Source organism: Polymorphobacter sp. PAMC 29334, from assembly GCF_019431245.1.
GTDB classification, from domain to species: domain Bacteria; phylum Pseudomonadota; class Alphaproteobacteria; order Sphingomonadales; family Sphingomonadaceae; genus Polymorphobacter_B; species Polymorphobacter_B megasporae.
In genome coordinates, this window is the sequence record NZ_CP080243.1 from 1492342 (window position 1) to 1510378 (window position 18037).

Sequence of the window (18037 nt, forward strand, 5' to 3'; positions counted from 1 at the left end):
AACGTCAGAAGGGCGTTATCCGGACGGTCGAGAGCCAGTCGGCGGCTAACCGGCGAGCGCCTCAACCTTGGCGCTGAGTTCGAGCCAGCGCTCTTCGGCCGCCGCCTGTTTCTTACGCGTGGCATCGGCCTCGGTATTAATGCGGTCGAACTTCTTCGGATCGCGAGCATAAAGCGCCGGGTCGGCGAGCGCGACTTCGGCCGCAACGATCGCCTTGGTCATCGTCTCGATCTCAGCCGGGAGCCCGTCGAGTTCGCGCTGTTCGATGTACGTCAATTTGACCGATTTGCGCGGGCCGCTCGCCGCCGCGGCCTTCGCCTGCGCGGCGGGTGATCGCGCAAGGAGGGCGACGCCGTCGCGCTTCGCCTCCCAGTCGGAATAGCCGCCGGCGACGACATCGGCCTTGCCCGACCCGTCGAGCACGACGACCGCGGTCACAGTCCGGTCGAGGAAGTCACGATCGTGGCTGACGATCAGGACGGTCCCGGCATAGTCGGCGATGACTTCCTGCAGCAGGTCGAGCGTTTCGAGGTCGAGGTCGTTCGTCGGCTCGTCGAGGATGAGCAGGTTCGACACGCGGGCGAACTCGCGCGCCAAGAGCAAGCGCGATTGCTCGCCGCCGGAAAACGTCTCGATCTTCGCGTCGAGAACGCCGGGGTCGAATAGGAAGTCCTTGAGATAGCCCGCGACATGCTTGCGAACGCCGCCGACGTCGACCCAATCGCCGCCGTCGGCGATAATCTGGCGGACGGTCTGGCCGGGCACCAGCCGTGCGCGCTTCTGGTCGATCAGGATCGCCTCAATCGATTTGGCGCGTCGGATGCGCCCGCTGTCGGGGGTGATCTCGCCGGTTAGCAGGCGGAGGAGGGTGGTCTTGCCGGTACCGTTCGGTCCGATCACGCCGATCCGGTCGCCGCGTTGGACCCGAAGCGACAGGTCGTTGATGATCGTCCGCTCGCCGAAAGTCTTGGTGACGTGCTCGGCATCGATCACAACCTTGGTCTTAGCGTCGTCGGTGACCATCGCCAGCTTGGCGACGCCGACCGGGCCGGTCATCGACTTGCGCAATTCACGCATCTCGCCGAGCTTCGACAGACGCCCCTGGTTGCGCTTGCGGCGTGCGGTGACGCCGCGCTGGAGCCAGTGGAGTTCGGCGCGGAGCTGGTTGTCGAGCTTGTCGGCGGTCTTGGCTTCCTCGGCGGCGACGGTCTCGGTCCACGCTTCGAAGCCGCCGAAGCCGATCTCCGCCCGGCGGATCGTTCCGCGGTCGAGCCACAGCGACGATTTCGTCAGCCGCGATAGGAACATACGGTCATGGCTGATCGCGACGAAGGCGCCGCGGAAGCGCTGGAGGTAGGTCTCGAGCCATTCGATCGCGGCGATATCGAGGTGGTTGGTCGGCTCGTCGAGCAGCAGCACCTCGGGGTCCTGCGCCAGCGCGCGGGCGATCGCGGCGCGGCGCTTCTCACCGCCGCTCGCGGTCGCGCCGGGACGGTCGAGGTCGATCCCGAGCTGGTCGGCGATCCCCTCGGCGACATAAGTTTCGGGGGCGTCGTTGCCGTGGAAGACGAAGTCGCGCAGCGTCGCATGGGCGGCAACCGGCGGGTCCTGTTCGAGCAGGATGACGCGCGCGCCGGGGCGGATCGTCCGGCGGCCCTCGTCGAGCTCGGTCCGCCCGGCGAGAATCTTGAGCAGGGTCGTCTTGCCCGCGCCGTTACGTCCGACGAGGGCGAGCCGGTCGCGCTCTCCCACCGCAAGGTCTAGACCACGCAGCAGCCAGCCGGGCCCCTGGACGAGACCGATGTTTTCGAGCGCGACGACTGGAGCTGCCATGTCCGCGCATGTAGCCCGGATGTTGCGGTGCGTCATCCCCGGAGACGTAACATTCACTCTCTATTCAGTGCTTTCGCCCTACGCCGCATCGTAATAGTAACGAGGCGTATCATGTTCCGACCGCTCTTTCTCGCGCTCGCGTTGAGCTTTGCCGCCGCCGGACCAGCGGTGGCGCAGCGCGAGCAGGACAGCGCCTATAAGATGGCGAAGGAGGGACAGATCCTCGAGCTCGGCACGATTCTCGCGCAGGTCAGCCCGCGCGTCGGCGGTAAGTTCATCGGCAGCGAGTTCGACGCGGAACATGTCATGTATCGCTTGCGCTACATGACCGGCGGGGTGGTCAAGAACGTCGATGTCGATGCGCGGACCGGGCGAATTCTGGGAAGGACGTTCTGATGCGGGTTCTGATCGTCGAGGACGAGCCGACGCTGGCGAAGCAGTTGCGCAACGCACTCGAAGGTGCCGGATACGCGGTCGATAGCGCGTCCGATGGCGAGGACGGGCATTATCTCGGCGCGACCGAGAATTACGACGCGGTGATCCTCGATCTCGGCCTGCCCGAGGTCGACGGCCTGACCGTCCTCGACCGCTGGCGCAAGGAGGGGAAGGTCACGCCGGTGCTCGTCCTGACCGCGCGCGACAGCTGGTCGGACAAGGTCGCCGGACTCGACGCCGGCGCCGACGACTATCTCGCGAAGCCATTCCAGACCGAGGAACTGATTGCCCGGCTGCGCGCGCTAATCCGGCGCGCCAGCGGCAACGCCTCGTCCGAACTGACCGCCGGTGGTGTCCGCCTCGACACCCGATCGGGCCGCGTCACGCTCGACGGCGAGCCGGTCAAGCTGACCGCGCAGGAATTCAAGCTGCTCAGCTATCTGATGCACAACAAGGGCAAGATGGTCAGCCGCACCGAGTTGATCGAACACATCTACGATCAGGATTTCGACCGCGATTCGAACACGATCGAGGTGTTCATCACCCGCATCCGCAAAAAGCTCGGTGCCGACCTGATCTCGACGACGCGTGGCCTCGGATACAGTCTCGAAGATAGTGCCGGCTGATCGGCCGAGCCGCCACGAAAGATCGCGCGAGCAGCGCCCGCGTAGCGGGGTCTTCGCCCGCGGTTCGCTGACCTATCGGATGATCGGGCTCGCGGCGGCGTGGATCATTCCGCTGCTGGTGATCGGCGGGTTTGCGCTCGACGAGGTCCTGTCGGGGGCGATCCGGCGCAACTTCGACGAGCAGCTAAACTACGCCGCGACGGCGTTGATCGCGACCGCCGAGATCGGCCCGGGCGGTGAGGCGCGGTCGAGCCGCGCTCTGTCCGACCAGCGTTTTCTCGAACCTTATTCGGGCTTGTACTGGCAGGTTTCGGTTGCGGGCGAGGAGCCGTTTCGCTCGCGGTCGCTGTGGGACCGGGCACTGCCGTGGAAGGCGCACGACGATTGCAGCGCCGGATGCTTCTACAACAGCGAAGGTTTCAAGGACGAGCCGCTCCGTGTGGTCGAGCGCGATGCGCTGCTGCCGGGCGCAAAGACGGTCTTCCACTTCCAGGTCGCGCAGGTCAGCCGTGATCTCGATCTTCAGGTTGCGGCGTTGCGCGATACCTTATGGTGGTCGCTTTCGCTTCTCGGGCTCGGGCTGCTGATCCTCGCCGCGCTTCAGTCGACCTATGGTCTGTGGCCGTTGCGGAAGGTCAGCCGGGCGATCGCGGCGATCAGGTCGGGAAGCGCGACGCGGGTTCCCGATGCCTTCCCGCCTGAGATCCGGCCACTGGTCACCGAGATCAACGACCTGCTCGACGACAATGCCAAGCAAGCCGACGCGGCCAAGCTTCACGCCGGCAATCTCGCGCATGCGCTCAAGACGCCGATGAGCGTCCTCCTTGGCGCAGCGCGCGAGAACGCGCCCGACCTGGCTCAGCTTGTCGCGAGCCAGACCGCGATCATGCAGCGGCATGTCGATCATCAGCTCGCCCGTGCGCGCGCGGCTGGCCGCCGGACCGCGAGCGCGTCGCGCGCTGAATTATGGCCCTCGCTCGAGGCGCTTGTCCGGACGCTGACGCGGATCCACGCCGCGCGGGGCGTTGTGATCGACCTCGCCGGGCGCCGCGATCTCGTTTTCTGCGGCGAGCGTCAGGATTTGGAAGAAATGCTCGGCAACCTGCTCGACAATGCAGCGATCTATGGCGGCGGCCGGGTTTTCGTGACCGCATCGGCCGAGCCGGGCAAGATCGTCGTGACGATCGAGGACGATGGTCCCGGCATCGCTGAGGCCGACCGCGAGGCGCTATTCGAGCGCGGCGCGCGACTCGACACCGGCAAGCCCGGGACCGGCCTTGGTCTCGCCATCGTCCGCGATGTCGCCGAGATTTATGGCGGGACGGTGGTGCTGGGCGCGAGCGAAGATCTCGGCGGCGTGGCGGTGACACTAACTTTGCCAGCGGCGGGCTGACCTAGCGCGTCGCCGCGACGTGGTGGCGGATGACCTCATCGATGATGAAGCGGAGGAATTTCTCGCTGAACTCGGGATCGAGCCGCGCGTCCGCGGCAAGCGAGCGGAGGCGTGCGATCTGTGCCGCCTCGCGTGCCGGGTCGGCGGCGGCGAGCCCCGCCGTCGCCTTGTACGCCCCCACCTTCTGCGTAACCTTGAAGCGTTCGGCGAGCATGAACACCAGCGCCGCATCGATGTTGTCGATGCTCTCGCGGTAGCCCTGCAGCGTGTCGTCGGTCATTGGTTTCTCCCGGTTCCCACCATCGCGGCGGATCGCCGCCCGGGCAAGGGCGGGCTTGTCACGATGCTGCAGCGCCGTATAGCTGCCTGAATGTCGGCGACTATCCTGCCCTTACGCCCGCGTCATGACGCTGGTCCGTCGTTGACGCCGATGCTCGAACTTTGTGGCGGCGATCTCGGTGAGGTCAACCGCGTGATTCTCGACCGGATGCAGTCGCCGGTCGCGCTGATCCCCGAACTGGCCGGACATCTCATTGCAGGCGGCGGCAAGCGGCTGCGGCCGATGCTGACGCTCGCCTGCGCGCGCTTGCTCGACTACGGTGGACAGCGCCACCACCGACTCGCGGCGTCGGTCGAATTCATTCACACCGCGACCCTGCTCCACGATGACGTCGTCGACGGATCGGATTTACGGCGCGGCAAGTCGACCGCAAATACGATCTGGGGCAACCCGGCGAGCGTTCTCGTCGGCGACTTCCTGTTCAGCCGCTCGTTCGAACTCATGGTCGAGGACGGCTCGCTCCGTGTGCTGCGGATCCTCAGCGGTGCGTCAGCGGTGATCGCCGAGGGCGAGGTCGCGCAGCTCACCGCGCAGCGCAACGTCGACACGAGCGAGGATCGCTACCTCGAGATCATCACCGCCAAAACCGCAGTGCTGTTCGCCGCCGCGTGTCAGATCGCCGCCGTCGTCGCCGAGCGCCCGCCTGCAGTCGAAGCTGCGCTTGAGGCATACGGGCGCAACCTCGGCATCGCTTTCCAGCTGGTCGACGACGCGATCGATTATGTTTCCGACGCGGCAACGATGGGCAAGGACGCCGGCGACGACTTCCGCGACGGCAAGGTAACGCTGCCGGTCATCCTCGCGTTCGCGCGCGGGAACGACGCTGAGCGTAGGTTCTGGCGTGACGCGATGCTTGGCCGTGCCGCGGGGGATGAGGAACTTGTCCACGCGCGGCAGCTGCTCGCGTCAAGCGGGGCGATTGCTGATACGCTGGCGCGCGCACGTCACTATGGCACGCGGGCGGCCGATGCGCTCGCCGGCTTCCCGGCGAATCCGGCAAAGGCGGCGCTGCTCGAGGCGGTCGAGTTCGCAATCTCGCGCGCGTATTAATCCGCGACTTCGCGCGTGTATTGACGCGGCGAGCGCGATACCGCATCGCCGCATGATGAAAGCTCGCATCCACCAGCGGCCAAAAAGCTCGATGCAGTCAGGCAAGGCGAAGGTCGGCCAGTGGCTGCTCGACTATGAGCCCGCCGAGGCAAAGCGTCTCGACCCGCTGACTGGGTGGGCGGGCTCTGGCGACACCTCGGCGCAGGTCCGGCTGGCGTTCGACGACCTCGACAGCGCGGTGGCGTATGCGACTGCGAAGGGGATCGACTATGATGTCGTCCGCCTTGGCGCGAACCCGCTCAAGCTGCAGGCTTACGCCGACAACTTCAAGTAGACGCGCCGCCTCACTGGAGCTCGAACTCGGGCTGCGCCGCGGCGCTGACGCGGTTCCGGCCGCTCATTTTGGCCGCGTAGAGGGCTTGGTCGGCGCGATCACGGGTCAACTGCAGACATGTCGCGGCGGCGTCGACTTCGGCTGCTCCGACACTTATCGTAAACGCGATTTCGCTGCCGTTGAACGGTACGCGCAGGTCTTCGACACCGCTTCTGATGCGTTCGGCTAAGATGAGAGCCGCTGAGATGTCGGTTACGGGAAGCAAAATTCCGAACTCCTCGCCGCCGAACCGGCTCACGAGATCGTTTCGGCGAGCCGCATTTTTCAGGTAGGCAGCCAGCGCAACGAGAACTTGATCGCCGCCACTGTGCCCGTACGTGTCGTTGACCCGTTTAAAGTTGTCGGCGTCGATCATGAGCATGGAAACGGGCTCCTTGTACCGATAAGCCCGCGCCAGTTCGGCGCCCGCACGCTCGTCGAAGCTGCGCCGATTCAGTGCTCCGGTCAGCGGGTCGGTACTCGCCAGCTGAAAGAGCTCGTTCGAATAGCGGGTCATCCGTGTGACCATCGGTCTGAAAATGCCAAGCGCCTCAAAAAATAGCGTCAAGAGAACGACGATCAGCAACAAGTTTTGCAACAATTCGAGGTTCGCTAATTGCCGTTCGCTCTCATGGACGTGCTCCGTCACCACCGCATTCAGTCCGTCGATCAACCGGATGCGAGCCGCTGCCGCCAACGCAGAAATTTCTGCCGGGAGAGCCGGATCCTCCTGTGTCATCGTCAAAACTCGCCGCGCGTGAGCAAGATAGGCTTTGACCATCGGATCGAGCGGATACTGCCCGCCAAAATAAATCTTCTGTAGGGCAGGCGTGTCCGCCGCCGGAACGTGGCGGGCTGCGTCACCGACTATCAGCGCGTGGTGATTGACCTCGAACTCGTCGACCGCTGCGACGAGGTCGGTCTTTGCGTCGGGTACTCCCAACCGATATTGCGCGGCGAGTCCGGCAATCCGTTGCGACAGCATGCGTTGCCGGCCGCTCATGTTGACGACGGCTGCAGAGCCCGCATGCGCGGCGAGCATTCGTTCGAGGAGCAAATGCGAGGCAATCGACAGGAGCGCAATGATCGAAAGGGCCGTGACGTAGGAAATCGTCAATTGCCGGTTGGAAAGGCCTCGCATGCCACCCTCTCTGCAAAGCGCCGCGTACTATTTTTGTCTCACTTCAGCAGGCCTAACCACTAGCGTTTGCGCGGGCGAGCAAAAACGGGGTTAGCAAAACGATACCGAGGCTTGCCGATTATCTCGCTTGTTTATCGCTGCTCCCGCGTGTGAAATGTTATAATTGCAGAATAATCTCGGTGGCTTTCTTCGAGCGCGTTCATTAGCCGCTGACGTCTCTCAGCTTGTCTTCAGAGATAGCGCCGCTACTATCCAAACATCACTTACTTGCACTGCAGATTGAGTTGTCTAACTAGATGGTACATACTGCCGTCTGGCTATAAGAGATTAGCAATGCCCGCTGCAATCCGCACCGCATTAATTGGGCGAGGCATCCATGAATCAAGTTCGCCAGCGTTGCACGAAACCGAAGGGGCAGCGCTTGGGCTGGATTATCGCTATCGCCTGATCGACCTCGACGATAATGGTGGCACCGGGGCGCTGCCGATGTGGTTGGATCGGCTGCAGCGCGACGGGTACTCGGGCTCTAATATCACATATCCGGTCAAGCAGGCGGTTATCCCGTTACTCGACCGGCTCAGTCCCGAAGCTGAGGCGATCGGCGCGGTCAACACCGTCAAGTTCGCGTCCGATGGCGCGCGTGAAGGCCATAATACCGACTGGTGGGGCTTTGCCGAAAATCTGCGCCGGACATTGGGCAATAACCCGCTCGGCCATGTCGTGCTGATCGGTGCAGGAGGCGCGGGAGCCGCCGCGGCTTACGCACTCACCAAGCTCGGCGCGAGCCGACTGACAATCTTCGATAACGATGCCCAGAAGGCCAATGCTCTGGTTGTTTTGCTGGCGCCTTCGGGCGTCCGTGTCGAAACCTTGCCGCTGGCTTCGCTGGCTGAGACGTTGGCGGTCGCCGACGGGCTCGTTCAGGCGACGCCAATCGGCATGCTCAAATATCCTGGCATGCCATTCGATCCAGCCTATCTCCATGCCGGATTATGGGTTGCCGAAATCATCTATGTGCCCGTCGATACGGTATTGGTGCGCCGGGCGCGCGCGCTCGGCTGCAGCACTGTCACCGGGGTCGGAATGGTCGTGCTCCAGGCGGCCGAGGCGTTCCGGATCTTCACCGGTGCCGAGCCGGACATCGAGCGAATGATGCGCAGTTTTCAGTCGTTGGTCGGCGACAGAACGACGCCGACTGGGCAAGCGCCGGGGTTGCCGATACGTCAGGTGTCACCGATCTGATTTGAAGGACGACTTTGTGCCCGCATCCGAAGTCAAGCGCGCAGGCCGCGGCCCGATCCGCGCCAATGACGCCGAACGCACCAAGACCGACATCCTGGACGTCGCCACCGCACACTTCGCCAGCCACGGGTTGAGCGGGAGCCGGGTCGACGAAATCGCCGAGCAGACCAACACCAGCAAGCGAATGCTGTATTATTATTTCGGCAGCAAGGAAGGGCTTTACCGGGCCGTCCTCTCGCGGTCGTACAACGAAATCCGGCGGCTCGAGACCGAGGTCGACCTCGATTCCCTCGACCCCGAAGCAGCGCTCGCCCAGCTCGTCGCGATGACCTTCGACTGGCACCGCCTTAACCCCGATTTCGTCCGGATCGTCATGGTCGAGAACACGCTTCGCGGCGCCCATATCGGCGACGTTCCAGGGATCACGACCCGCGCGGAAAGCGTCATCCGCGTGCTTGGCCGTTTGCTCGAGCGCGGGGTCGAGCGCGGCGCATTCCGGGCTGGGATCGACCCGATCGACCTGCACCTGACCATCAGCGCGCTATCATTCTACAACATTTCCAACAGCTACACTGTCTCGAGGATTTTCAGCCGCGACTTCACGCTGCCCGAAGTGCAGCACGCGCGCCGCGCCACCGTCGTCGAAATTATCCTGAAATGGGTGCTCGTCTGGCCGTAGCACGATCGTCACATTACGCCCGCCGCAAGTTGACACTAACAGTTTAGTACATTACCTCGGGGACAAATATAAAAGTCTGCCTGGGGAATTCGTCATGGGGTTAAAAGGTCTGCTCGTATCGAGCACGGCGGTCGCTGCACTTGTCGGGTGGAGCGGCTCGGCAGTCGCGCAAATCTCATCCAGCACTGCGCATACTCCGGCTCAGGCGACCGCGAGCACCCCTGAAACCCCGGTTGCGACACCTGCGATCGGTGCCGGGAACACCAGCCAGGCCCCGGCCGAAGAAATTGTCGTCACTGGCACCAGTATCCGCGGCGCGCCGCCGGTCGGGTCGAATCTGATCAGCATCGGCCAGGCGCAGATTCAGGCAACTCCGGCGCAGTCGGTCCAGCAAATCCTTAAATCGGTGCCGGCGATCGTCGGCTCGGGTTCGGCGGGGCAGGGCGCTTTCGGTTCGGCGGATGGCTCCGGGACCAACGCGCCGACTATCCACGGCCTCGGCGGAAGCGCATCGAATTCGACGTTAATCCTGATCGACGGCCACCGTTTCGCGCTCAGCGGCATCAACCACGCGCTCGGCGACCCGAACATTGTCCCGACTGTCGCACTCGAACGGGTCGAAGTCCTCCCCGACGGCGCGTCGGCGGTCTATGGGTCCGACGCAGTCGCCGGGGTCATCAACTTCATCACCCGGCGCAATTTCGACGGGATCGAGGCGTCGGGTCAGGTCGGGTTCGCCGACCAGTACAAGACGTACAACGACAGCCTTCTCGCGGGAAAGACATGGGCGGGCGGGTCGGTCCTGTTCGCCTACAGCTATTCGAAACGCGACGCGCTCAGCGCCGCCAACCGCAGCTTCACCGCAGCCAACCATATCGCGCAGGGCGGCACCAACAGCGCGTCGTTCGCTTGCCAGCCCGCGAGCATCCAGCCGACCGGAAGCTCGACTATCTACGGCTACCCCTACAGCGGTGCAGGCGTATCGAATGCGCAGGCGAACGCGTTCTGCGACTTCACCGGACTGACCGACCTTCTGCCTCAGGAAATTCGCCATAACGGAATGGTGAAAGTCACGCAGGATATCACCGACAAGCTGACCGTCACTGGCGACGTCGTCTACTCGAACCGCCGCGACCGCCAGAACGTGACCCGCGGTGCAGTTACCGCGACGATCTTCAGGACCGCCACGAACGCGGGACAGGTCAACCCATTCTACGTTGGCGTTCCGGGAAGCGCCGCGACGTCGGAAACCGTCCGCTTCAATGCCGACGACCTGCTCGGGCCCGGCGCGCACATCGATAGCTCGGCGGAAGATTTCTATGTCCACGGGACCGCCGAGTACAAGCTCGACGGCAACTTCCGCATCACCCTCGGCGGGGTATTCGGCGTCGACAACTCGGCGACGCAGAACCTCGGCCAGCTGTGCACGAGCTGCGCCTATCTCGCGCTGAACGGAACGACCAACGGCGCGGGCAGCCTGACTGCGGTGTCGGTCCCTGCGACCGGGCTTATCGTCACCGAGCTTCCCCTGACCGCAGCGAACGCGCTCGACGTGTTCAACCCGCTGGCGACCAACCGGACATCGGGGGCGGTCCGCGCGAGCCTCGTCGATTCGACGCAGACCTATCTCGCGCGCCAGACGATCGAGGATGGCACGCTCAAGATCGACGGCAGCCTGTTCCACCTCCCCGCCGGTGACGTGAAGGTCGCCGTCGGCGGCGAGCTGATCCACTATACGCTGCGACAGGACATCACCCGCCCGCTCAACATCGGTCCCTCGTCGAGCGGGTCGGCAACCGCTAACCTGACCTACGCCCGATCGGTGCAGTCGGGTTATATCGAAGCGCTGATCCCGGTCATCGGCCCCGAGATGGGCATCCCCGGCATCCAGTCGTTCGACGTCAACCTGTCGGGCAGGTACGACCACTACAGCGACTTCGGGTCGACGACGAACCCGAAGATCGCGGCGAACTGGGGTGTCTTCGACGGCTTCAAGGTGCGCGCGAACTACGCCCGTTCGTTCGTCGCCCCGGCGCTGACCAGCCGCGGCAGCAATGCCGCCGGGATTACCGGGGAATCGGGCTACGGCGTGTTCGCGCTCGGCCAGGTCAACGTTCCGGTCGCGAGTTTCGCCGGAGCGGCGGCGCTGCCCGGATGCACCGCTGCGTCGACCACATGCGCGATCGGGACAAGCACTGTGCCGGGGATCATCCTCCAGGGCGGCAACGCCTCGCTCAAGCCGCAGAAGGGCAAGACCTATTCGATCGGCGCCGACTTCACGCCGCATTTCGTCGATGGCCTCAAGATCGGCGTGACCTATTGGCACAACGAGATTCGCGGTGGCATCACCGCACCGCTGCCGGCGCTGGCGATCGGTGCGAGTGACCTGTCGTCGTTGCTCACGCTCTATCCGGGCGGCGCAACCCCGGCGCAAATCGCGGCTGCGACCGCCGGACAGCCACAGGTCAGCGCGCTGCCGCAGACCGCGTATTTCATCTACAATTATCAGCAGCGTAACGTCCTCAACCTCACGGTCTCGGGCATCGATGTCGACGTGAATTACTCGCGGCAGACCGGAATTGGACGCTTCACCGCCGGGGTGGCCTTCACCGACGAACTCCAGTTCGACCAGCAGATCGGCAATGGCCCGACCTTCAGCGTGCTCAACACCACCGGGTTCAACACGACCTTCCCATCGGTGATCTTCCAGGGCCGCGCCAATCTCGGCTGGGAATACTCGGGCATCTCGGCCGACGTCTTCGTCAATCAGACCGGCGGCTATCGCAACTATAGCGGCACGACGCTCAACCCGATCATTCGGACCAACGGGGTGCCGACCGGCGGCGGCGACCATGTCGCGGCGTACACCACGGTCGATCTCCACGTCGCCTACACCCTGCCGCAGAAATATCTGCACAAGGCACAGGTCTTCGTCGACGCGACCAACCTGTTCGACCGCAACCCGCCATTCTACAACATCGCGGCAGGCTATGATGTGTTCGAGGCCAACCCGATCGGGCGCGTCGTGACCATCGGCGTACGAACCGCGTTCTGATCGGGCCGGGAGAGACCGTTGCTCAAATCGATTGCCACGGTCGCCCTGAGCGGCGCTCTCGTCGACAAGATCGCGGCGACCGCGCGGGCCGGTTACGCTGGGGTCGAGATCTTTGAGAACGATCTGACCGTCGCCGACATCGGTCCGCGCGAGATCGCCGCCCGGATCGCCGACGCCGGGCTGGTGTGCACCTGCTTCCAACCGTTCCGTGATTTCGAGGGGCTGCGCGGCCCCGCCCGCGCGCGCGCTTTCGACCGGGCCGAGCGCAAGTTCGAACTGATGCACGAGCTCGGTGCCGAATTGATGCTGGTGTGCAGCAGCGTCGCCCCCGACACCGACGGCGACCCCGAACGCCTCGCTGCGGACTTTGCCGAACTCGGCGAGCGCGCGGCGATCAGCGGGGTCCGCGTCGGCTATGAAGCCTTGGCGTGGGGGCGGCACGTCTTCGATCACCGCCAGGCGTGGGACATTGTCCGCCGCGCCAATCACCCGTCGATCGGCCTGATCCTCGACAGCTTCCACTCGCTCGCCCGCAGCGTTCCGATCGCAAGCATCGTCGACATTCCCGGCGACCGCATCTTCCTCCTCCAGATCGCCGATGCGCCGGGCGTGCCGATGGACCCGCTCTACTTGAGCCGACATTTCCGCTGCTTTCCCGGGCAGGGCGACTTCGCGGTTACCGACTATGTCGCGGCGGTCGTCGCCCAAGGCTATCAAGGGCCGCTGTCGCTCGAGATCTTCAACGACCGGTTCCGCGGCTGGGCGGCGGATCAGATCGCCGATGACGGCTACCGCTCGCTCGTCGTTCTCGAGGACGATGTTCGCGCACTGACGGCCGAAGCTGCGCTCGATCCGCCGCTCCCGTATCGCGGCGAACCGAGCGGCATTACCTTCGTCGAGTTCGCGGCAGCAGGTGACGAGGCGCGCGATCTCGAGACATGGTTCGGTCAACTCGGCTTTGCCTCTGCCGGCCGCCATCGGACAAAAGCCGTCACGCGTTGGCGGCAGGGCGAGGTCAACTTCGTGATCAACGAGGAGCCGGCTGGCTTCGCCCATTCGCACCACTTGCTTCACGGCGCGTCGGTCTGCGCCTTTGGCATCGGCGTCGGTGACCCGGCGGGGACAATGGCGCGCGCCAAGCGGCTCGGCATGGAGGCGTTCGCCCAGAACAGCGGACCCGGCGAACTTGCGGTGCCGTCGCTCCGCGCAGTCGGCGGCAGCCTGCTCTATTTCACCCCGGACCAGCCCGACGAGGCGTTCTGGGCGACCGATTTCGTCGCGACGGGCGTCCGCGAGCGGGCGGGCCATGGCCTGCGCCATGTCGATCACCTCGCGCAGTCGATGCCGCCCGAAGAATTCCTTTCGTGGCAGCTGTATTATACGAGCCTGCTCGCAGTTGAACGGACGGCTGCGGCCGACGTCGCCGATCCGCGCGGCATCGTCCAGAGCCAGCCGATCGAGTCCGCCGATGGCTCGCTGAGGATCACGCTCAACGGCGCGGCGGGGCAGACGCTCGCCTCGCGCTTCGTCGACCGCTATTTCGGCGCTGGGGTCCAGCACATCGCCTTCACCACCGACGACATCTTCTCCACCGTCGTCGCGATGCGCGCGGGCGGGGTCGAGATGCTCACGATCCCGCCGAATTATTACGACGACCTTCGTGCGCGCTTCGGGCTCGACGACGCACTGCTCGAACAGCTGGCGGCGCATGGGGTGATGTTCGACCGTGTCGGCGACGGGCTATACCTCCAAGCGTACACGCGCGCGTTCAAGCAGCGGCTGTTCTTCGAGGTCGTCGAGCGACGCGACTATTCCGGCTACGGCGCGGCGAACGCGCCGGTTCGGCTCGCCGCGCAGGCCCGGTTGCGCACCCCGCCCCAGTTTTGAACTGCGACAGGGTTCGCTGAGCTTCAGTCGCGCACGCGTTGCGCGGCAGGATTCGCGATTGCTTTCGCCGGATGCGCTGCCAGCCAGTCGAGACGCGTCGTATCGAGTGGCTCGACCGTGACAGTGTCGCCGAGAACGAGCTTCGTCTCGGCCCCAGCCTTCCACGCCGGCCATTGCATTGCGGGGGTCGACGGCGAGCCGGTCGCGGCGAAGGCGATCATCGCCCCCATCATCCGTGTCGACAGCGAGCGGTCCCATGCGGTCCAGTCGCGCGTCGCGCGCAAACTGTTGTACGCGTCGAGCGTCCCGAACCAGTAGGGGATGTCGGCGGTGTGGTACGCGCCGATCGTCGCGATGTCCTGGTCGGCAATCCTGACCCCCGGGACGTACGGATGCTTGCGAGTGAACTCGTCGATGGACGCCGAGACGCCGAGCGGAGCGACGCCGCGCGCGCATCGTCGCGACGAGCTTTCGAGCCCGTTCATCGTTGCCGCACGCTTGGCGACCGCGACGACGTTGCTGTCGGTTGCTGGCCAGCGCTCGAGGACGGCATCGGCGTCGGCACCCCACATCTCGCGCACGGTCTTCTGATAATCGGCGAGCGTCTTGACCCGGCCGAGCGGGCTCATCCCGACGTCGATGTCGTCGCCGTTATAGCTGGCGATGATCGGCACGCGCGCGATGCTGCCTGCGGTGAGAAGTTCGGCGCGCGGAGCGGTCAGGACATAGCCGTCGATGATCGGGCCGCCGATGCGGACCGCATCGACGTGGACCCCCAGCTGCGATTCCGACTGCAACCCGAGGATCCGGTCGGCAGGGACCTGCCGCATCGCCGCGAGGTCCGCAGCGCCGAGGCGTTCTTGGAGCTGGACCCCGGTCTTTTCGGCATCGGCGAGCCTGAGTTCGCCGGCACCGACCGGACCGGTGCTGGCGAAATTGCACCCGCTCGACATAGCCGCGGCGCGGAACAGGCCTTTCGACAACGGGCTGAAGAGATGCGAGGCGACCGACGAAGCACCTGCCGACTGCCCGACGATCAAGACCTTCGACGGGTCACCGCCGAACTTCGCGATGTTGGCCTGAACCCACTTCAATGCGGCGATCTGGTCCATCAGGCCGTAATTGCCCGAATGGCCGCCCTGTTCTGCGGTCAGTGCCGGATGGGCGAGAAAGCCGAACGCCCCGACGCGATAGTTGAAGTTGACGAACACCGCCCCGGCGCGCGCAATCGGCTCGCCGCCATAGTTCGGCATTCCCGATGATCCGACAGTGAAGCCGCCGCCGTAGATAAACACCACGACCGGCAGCTTCGATGCCGGGGTCGCACGCGTCGGGGTCCACAGGTTGAGGGTAAGGCAGTTTTCCGAGGTCGGCTCCTCGCCGAAATAATGGTTGATGTCGTGCGGGCGGAGCACCTGGATGCACTCGGCACCCGTGCGATCGGCGTTGAAGATGCCGTCCCAATGCATCGGCTGCGGTGCGGCCCAGCGCAGTTGGCCGACCGGCGGCGCTGCGTAGGGAATTCCGAGGTAAGCGCGGACGCCCGCAAGGCGCGTTCCCGAAACCTTGCCGCTCGCGGTCATCACCGGGTCGGACGCGATCGGCAGCATCGCCGCGCCGAGCGTGGTCGCGCCGAGAAGCAGCGCTACCGCGCCCGCCAGCCGATTACGTCGAGCTTTCATCGCTTGTTCTCCCCTTGGTCATCCCGCATTCTCGCGCCGGTATTGGTAACCGGAGCGACCTGCATGGCGATCGAGCGCATCGGCCACATCAACATCCGGACCCCGGAGTTCGCGGCGACGATGGCGTTCTTCGAAACGGTCTTCGATCTGGTCCGCGGCCCGGCGGCGACGATGGGCGACCAGACGGGCAACGCGTGGCTGCACAGCGCCGACGGCCACCCGATCATCCACGTCAACGCGATGCTGCCCGGCGAGGTCGACCGCCCGGCCGGAGCGGCCGGACGCCTCGACCACATCGCCTTCGACTGTTCGGATCAAGCCGGCATGGCCGAGCGGCTCGACCGGGCAGGGGTCACCTATGACGTTCGCCAGACGCGCGTGCCGGGGCTCGTCCAGTTCAACCTGCGCGACCCCAACGGCATCCGCATCGAACTGACCTTCGGGCACGAAAACGCGCGACGGCCGGACTAACCGCGGGGCGTCAAAGCTCGACACGGTGCACGTCCCCGACGATGAAGATGTACGACCCCGCCCCGAGCAGTGCGACCGCCCCGATGTAGGCGAGCGCGCCGTAGAACGATCCGGTCGCGGCGACGACGAAGCCGATGACGATCGGCGTGACGATCCCGGCGAGGTTGGCGCACAGGTTGAACACCCCGCCGGTCAGCCCGATCATCTCTTTCGGTGCGACGTCGGAGATCAGCGTCCAGCCGAGGTTGCAGATGCCCTGTCCGAAGAATGCGATCGACATGACGAGGATGACCAGCCGGTTGTCGTCGACGTAGTTCGCCAGCAGGATCGTCGAGGTCAGCAACAGCCCGGCGACGACCGGCAGCTTGCGCCCGATGTTCGCCGAGCCGGTGCGGCGGATCAGCCAGTCCGACACCGCGCCGCCAATCAGCACTCCGACCGAGGCGGCGATATATGGCAGCACCGCGAACACGCCCGACTTGATCCAGTCCATGTGGCGCTCGGTGGCGAGGTAGGTCGGGAACCACGTGATAAAGAACACGAGGGTCGAGTTGCTCGCAAACTGGCCGATCGAGGCTCCGAGAATCTGGCGCTTCGACAACAGCCGGCCGACGTTTGCCCATGAAAAAGCGGTTGCCGCGGGACGAGCATCGACCCCGCCGCCCGCCGCGATCAGCGCACGCTCACCGTCGTTGATCGCCCGGCTTTGCGCCGGGTCGCGGTAGAGCAGATACCAGCCCCAACCGAACGCGATGCCGACCCCGCCGACGACGAGGAAAAGCGCCCGCCAGCCCCAGTGCGCCACGATCCAGAACAGCAGCGGCGTCATGAAGGCGAGGCCGAAATACTGGCCGACCGAATAGACCGAGGTCGCGCGGGCGCGCTCGGATTGCGGGAACCACGTCGCGAGGATGCGGCTGTTGCACGGGTAGCACGGTGCCTCGGCGACTCCGAGGCCGAAGCGAAACGCGAGCAACATGCCGAGATTGGCGGCGAAGGCATGGAGCAGGGTGACGAGCGACCAGACGCCGAGCGAGAGCGCATATGTGAGGCGCGTTCCAAGCCGATCGAGAACCAGCCCGCCGGGGATCTGCGCCGCAGCGTAAGTCCATGAGAACGACGAGAAGACGAGGCCTAGGACGACCGCCGACAATCCAAGCTCCTTGCTCATCGACGGCGCTGCGACCCCGATGACCGCGCGGTCGAGATAGTTGAGCATCGTCGCGAGCGTCATCAGCGCAAGGATGAACAGCCGCGCCCGGCTCGGGCGGGCGGCAGCGGCGATGCTCGCCGCGGTCATTTCCCGGCGGCGCGGAGATTGACGATGTGGCGGACCGCGAGCGGATACCCGTCGATGCCGAGGCCGCTGATGATTCCGGTAACCGCCTGCGTCATGATCGACTTCGACCGCCATTCGGCTTCGCGGCGGTGGATATTACTGATGTGGACCTCGACGATCGGGCAGTCGCACATCTTGAGCGCGTCGAGCAGCGGATATCCGGCATAGCTGAAAGCAGCGGGGTTGATCACGATGCCCGCCGCACCGATGCGCGCTTCGTGGACCCACGCGATCATCTCGTGCTCGGCGTTGGTCTGATGGAAACGAAGCGTCAGCCCGGCGGCGTCGGTTTCGCTCCGGCACGACGCCTCGACGTCGGCGAGGGTGGCATGCCCATAAATCGCAGGTTCGCGGACCCCGAGGTGGTCGAGATTTGGTCCGTTGAGCACGAACACAGTCGAGCCGGTCATCAGCGCCTCCCGCTTCGCCGGTCTTACGCGCGGCTCTTCCACTCACGTAACCGATCCCGCTTGCCATGCAAATTATTTTGT

General features: G+C 64.9%; 16 protein-coding genes. 10 read left to right on the forward strand and 6 right to left on the reverse strand.

The genetic code is table 11. The features are described 5' to 3' along the window. Nucleotides 1-45: 45 nt before the first annotated feature. The gene (locus tag KZX46_RS10965) at nucleotides 46-1833 is read right to left on the reverse strand and encodes an ABC-F family ATP-binding cassette domain-containing protein (RefSeq protein WP_219776602.1); all 1788 of its coding nucleotides are present in this window, start codon (nucleotides 1831-1833) and stop codon (nucleotides 46-48) included. Nucleotides 1834-1944: 111 nt separating this feature from the next. On the opposite strand from KZX46_RS10965, the gene KZX46_RS10970 reads away from it, so the two are divergent. The 3 genes from KZX46_RS10970 to KZX46_RS10980 are packed head-to-tail and all read left to right on the forward strand — an operon-like array spanning nucleotide 1945 to nucleotide 4287. Next, complete coding sequence (locus tag KZX46_RS10970; RefSeq protein WP_216709123.1) at nucleotides 1945-2229, forward strand: PepSY domain-containing protein; 285 nt, start codon at nucleotides 1945-1947, stop codon at nucleotides 2227-2229. After that, the gene (locus KZX46_RS10975; RefSeq protein ID WP_216709124.1) at nucleotides 2229-2894 is read left to right on the forward strand and encodes a response regulator transcription factor; all 666 of its coding nucleotides are present in this window, start codon (nucleotides 2229-2231) and stop codon (nucleotides 2892-2894) included. Before KZX46_RS10970 ends, KZX46_RS10975 begins: the two co-directional genes overlap by 1 nt. After that, nucleotides 2884-4287: a sensor histidine kinase gene (locus tag KZX46_RS10980; protein ID WP_226896223.1), complete on the forward strand. Its 1404-nt coding sequence runs from the start codon at nucleotides 2884-2886 to the stop codon at nucleotides 4285-4287. The genes KZX46_RS10975 and KZX46_RS10980 overlap by 11 nt, the downstream gene beginning before the upstream one ends. Nucleotide 4288: 1 nt before the next feature. Here KZX46_RS10980 and KZX46_RS10985 read toward each other — a convergent pair whose 3' ends face one another. Further along, entirely contained in the window at nucleotides 4289-4567 is a 279-nt protein-coding gene (locus KZX46_RS10985) for a chorismate mutase (protein WP_216709125.1), read from the reverse strand. Between the two features lie 90 nt (nucleotides 4568-4657). On the opposite strand from KZX46_RS10985, the gene KZX46_RS10990 reads away from it, so the two are divergent. Together KZX46_RS10990 and KZX46_RS10995 are read left to right on the forward strand one after the other, a co-directional pair. Beyond that, a complete protein-coding gene (locus tag KZX46_RS10990; protein WP_219776603.1) occupies nucleotides 4658-5677 on the forward strand; it encodes a polyprenyl synthetase family protein in 1020 nt (339 codons plus the stop codon). Between the two features lie 52 nt (nucleotides 5678-5729). Continuing rightward, complete coding sequence (locus KZX46_RS10995) at nucleotides 5730-6011, forward strand: ETC complex I subunit (RefSeq protein WP_370647539.1); 282 nt, start codon at nucleotides 5730-5732, stop codon at nucleotides 6009-6011. 10 nt (nucleotides 6012-6021) lie between these two features. Here the strand turns inward: KZX46_RS10995 and KZX46_RS11000 are convergent, their stop codons facing one another. Then, nucleotides 6022-7191, reverse strand: a complete 1170-nt coding sequence (locus KZX46_RS11000) for a diguanylate cyclase (protein WP_219776604.1) — start codon at nucleotides 7189-7191, stop codon at nucleotides 6022-6024. A gap of 396 nt (nucleotides 7192-7587) precedes the next feature. Here KZX46_RS11000 and KZX46_RS11005 point away from each other — a divergent pair, with 396 nt between their 5' ends. The 4 genes from KZX46_RS11005 (at nucleotide 7588) to KZX46_RS11020 (ending at nucleotide 14054) form a co-directional block, all read left to right on the forward strand. Beyond that, nucleotides 7588-8433, forward strand: coding sequence for a shikimate dehydrogenase (locus tag KZX46_RS11005; protein WP_255615457.1), 846 nt, complete (start codon nucleotides 7588-7590; stop codon nucleotides 8431-8433). Between the two features lie 16 nt (nucleotides 8434-8449). After that, nucleotides 8450-9112, forward strand: coding sequence for a TetR/AcrR family transcriptional regulator (locus tag KZX46_RS11010; protein WP_219776606.1), 663 nt, complete (start codon nucleotides 8450-8452; stop codon nucleotides 9110-9112). Between the two features lie 94 nt (nucleotides 9113-9206). Continuing rightward, a complete protein-coding gene (locus KZX46_RS11015) occupies nucleotides 9207-12167 on the forward strand; it encodes a TonB-dependent receptor domain-containing protein (protein WP_219776607.1) in 2961 nt (986 codons plus the stop codon). A gap of 18 nt (nucleotides 12168-12185) precedes the next feature. After that, nucleotides 12186-14054 carry a bifunctional sugar phosphate isomerase/epimerase/4-hydroxyphenylpyruvate dioxygenase family protein gene (locus tag KZX46_RS11020; protein ID WP_219776608.1) on the forward strand — a complete coding sequence of 623 codons (1869 nt, stop codon included), beginning with the start codon at nucleotides 12186-12188 and terminating at the stop codon, nucleotides 14052-14054. Between the two features lie 23 nt (nucleotides 14055-14077). Here KZX46_RS11020 and KZX46_RS11025 read toward each other — a convergent pair whose 3' ends face one another. Beyond that, nucleotides 14078-15736: a carboxylesterase/lipase family protein gene (locus KZX46_RS11025; protein ID WP_219776609.1), complete on the reverse strand. Its 1659-nt coding sequence runs from the start codon at nucleotides 15734-15736 to the stop codon at nucleotides 14078-14080. 63 nt (nucleotides 15737-15799) lie between these two features. Here KZX46_RS11025 and KZX46_RS11030 point away from each other — a divergent pair, with 63 nt between their 5' ends. Next, complete coding sequence (locus KZX46_RS11030) at nucleotides 15800-16207, forward strand: VOC family protein (protein WP_219776610.1); 408 nt, start codon at nucleotides 15800-15802, stop codon at nucleotides 16205-16207. A gap of 10 nt (nucleotides 16208-16217) precedes the next feature. Here the strand turns inward: KZX46_RS11030 and KZX46_RS11035 are convergent, their stop codons facing one another. Continuing rightward, nucleotides 16218-17507 (reverse strand): MFS transporter, encoded by a 1290-nt coding sequence (locus KZX46_RS11035; RefSeq protein ID WP_219776611.1) that lies wholly within the window; start codon nucleotides 17505-17507, stop codon nucleotides 16218-16220. Then, complete coding sequence (locus tag KZX46_RS11040) at nucleotides 17504-17956, reverse strand: type II 3-dehydroquinate dehydratase (protein WP_219776612.1); 453 nt, start codon at nucleotides 17954-17956, stop codon at nucleotides 17504-17506. The genes KZX46_RS11035 and KZX46_RS11040 overlap by 4 nt, the downstream gene beginning before the upstream one ends. Between the last annotated feature and the right edge of the window lie 81 nt (nucleotides 17957-18037).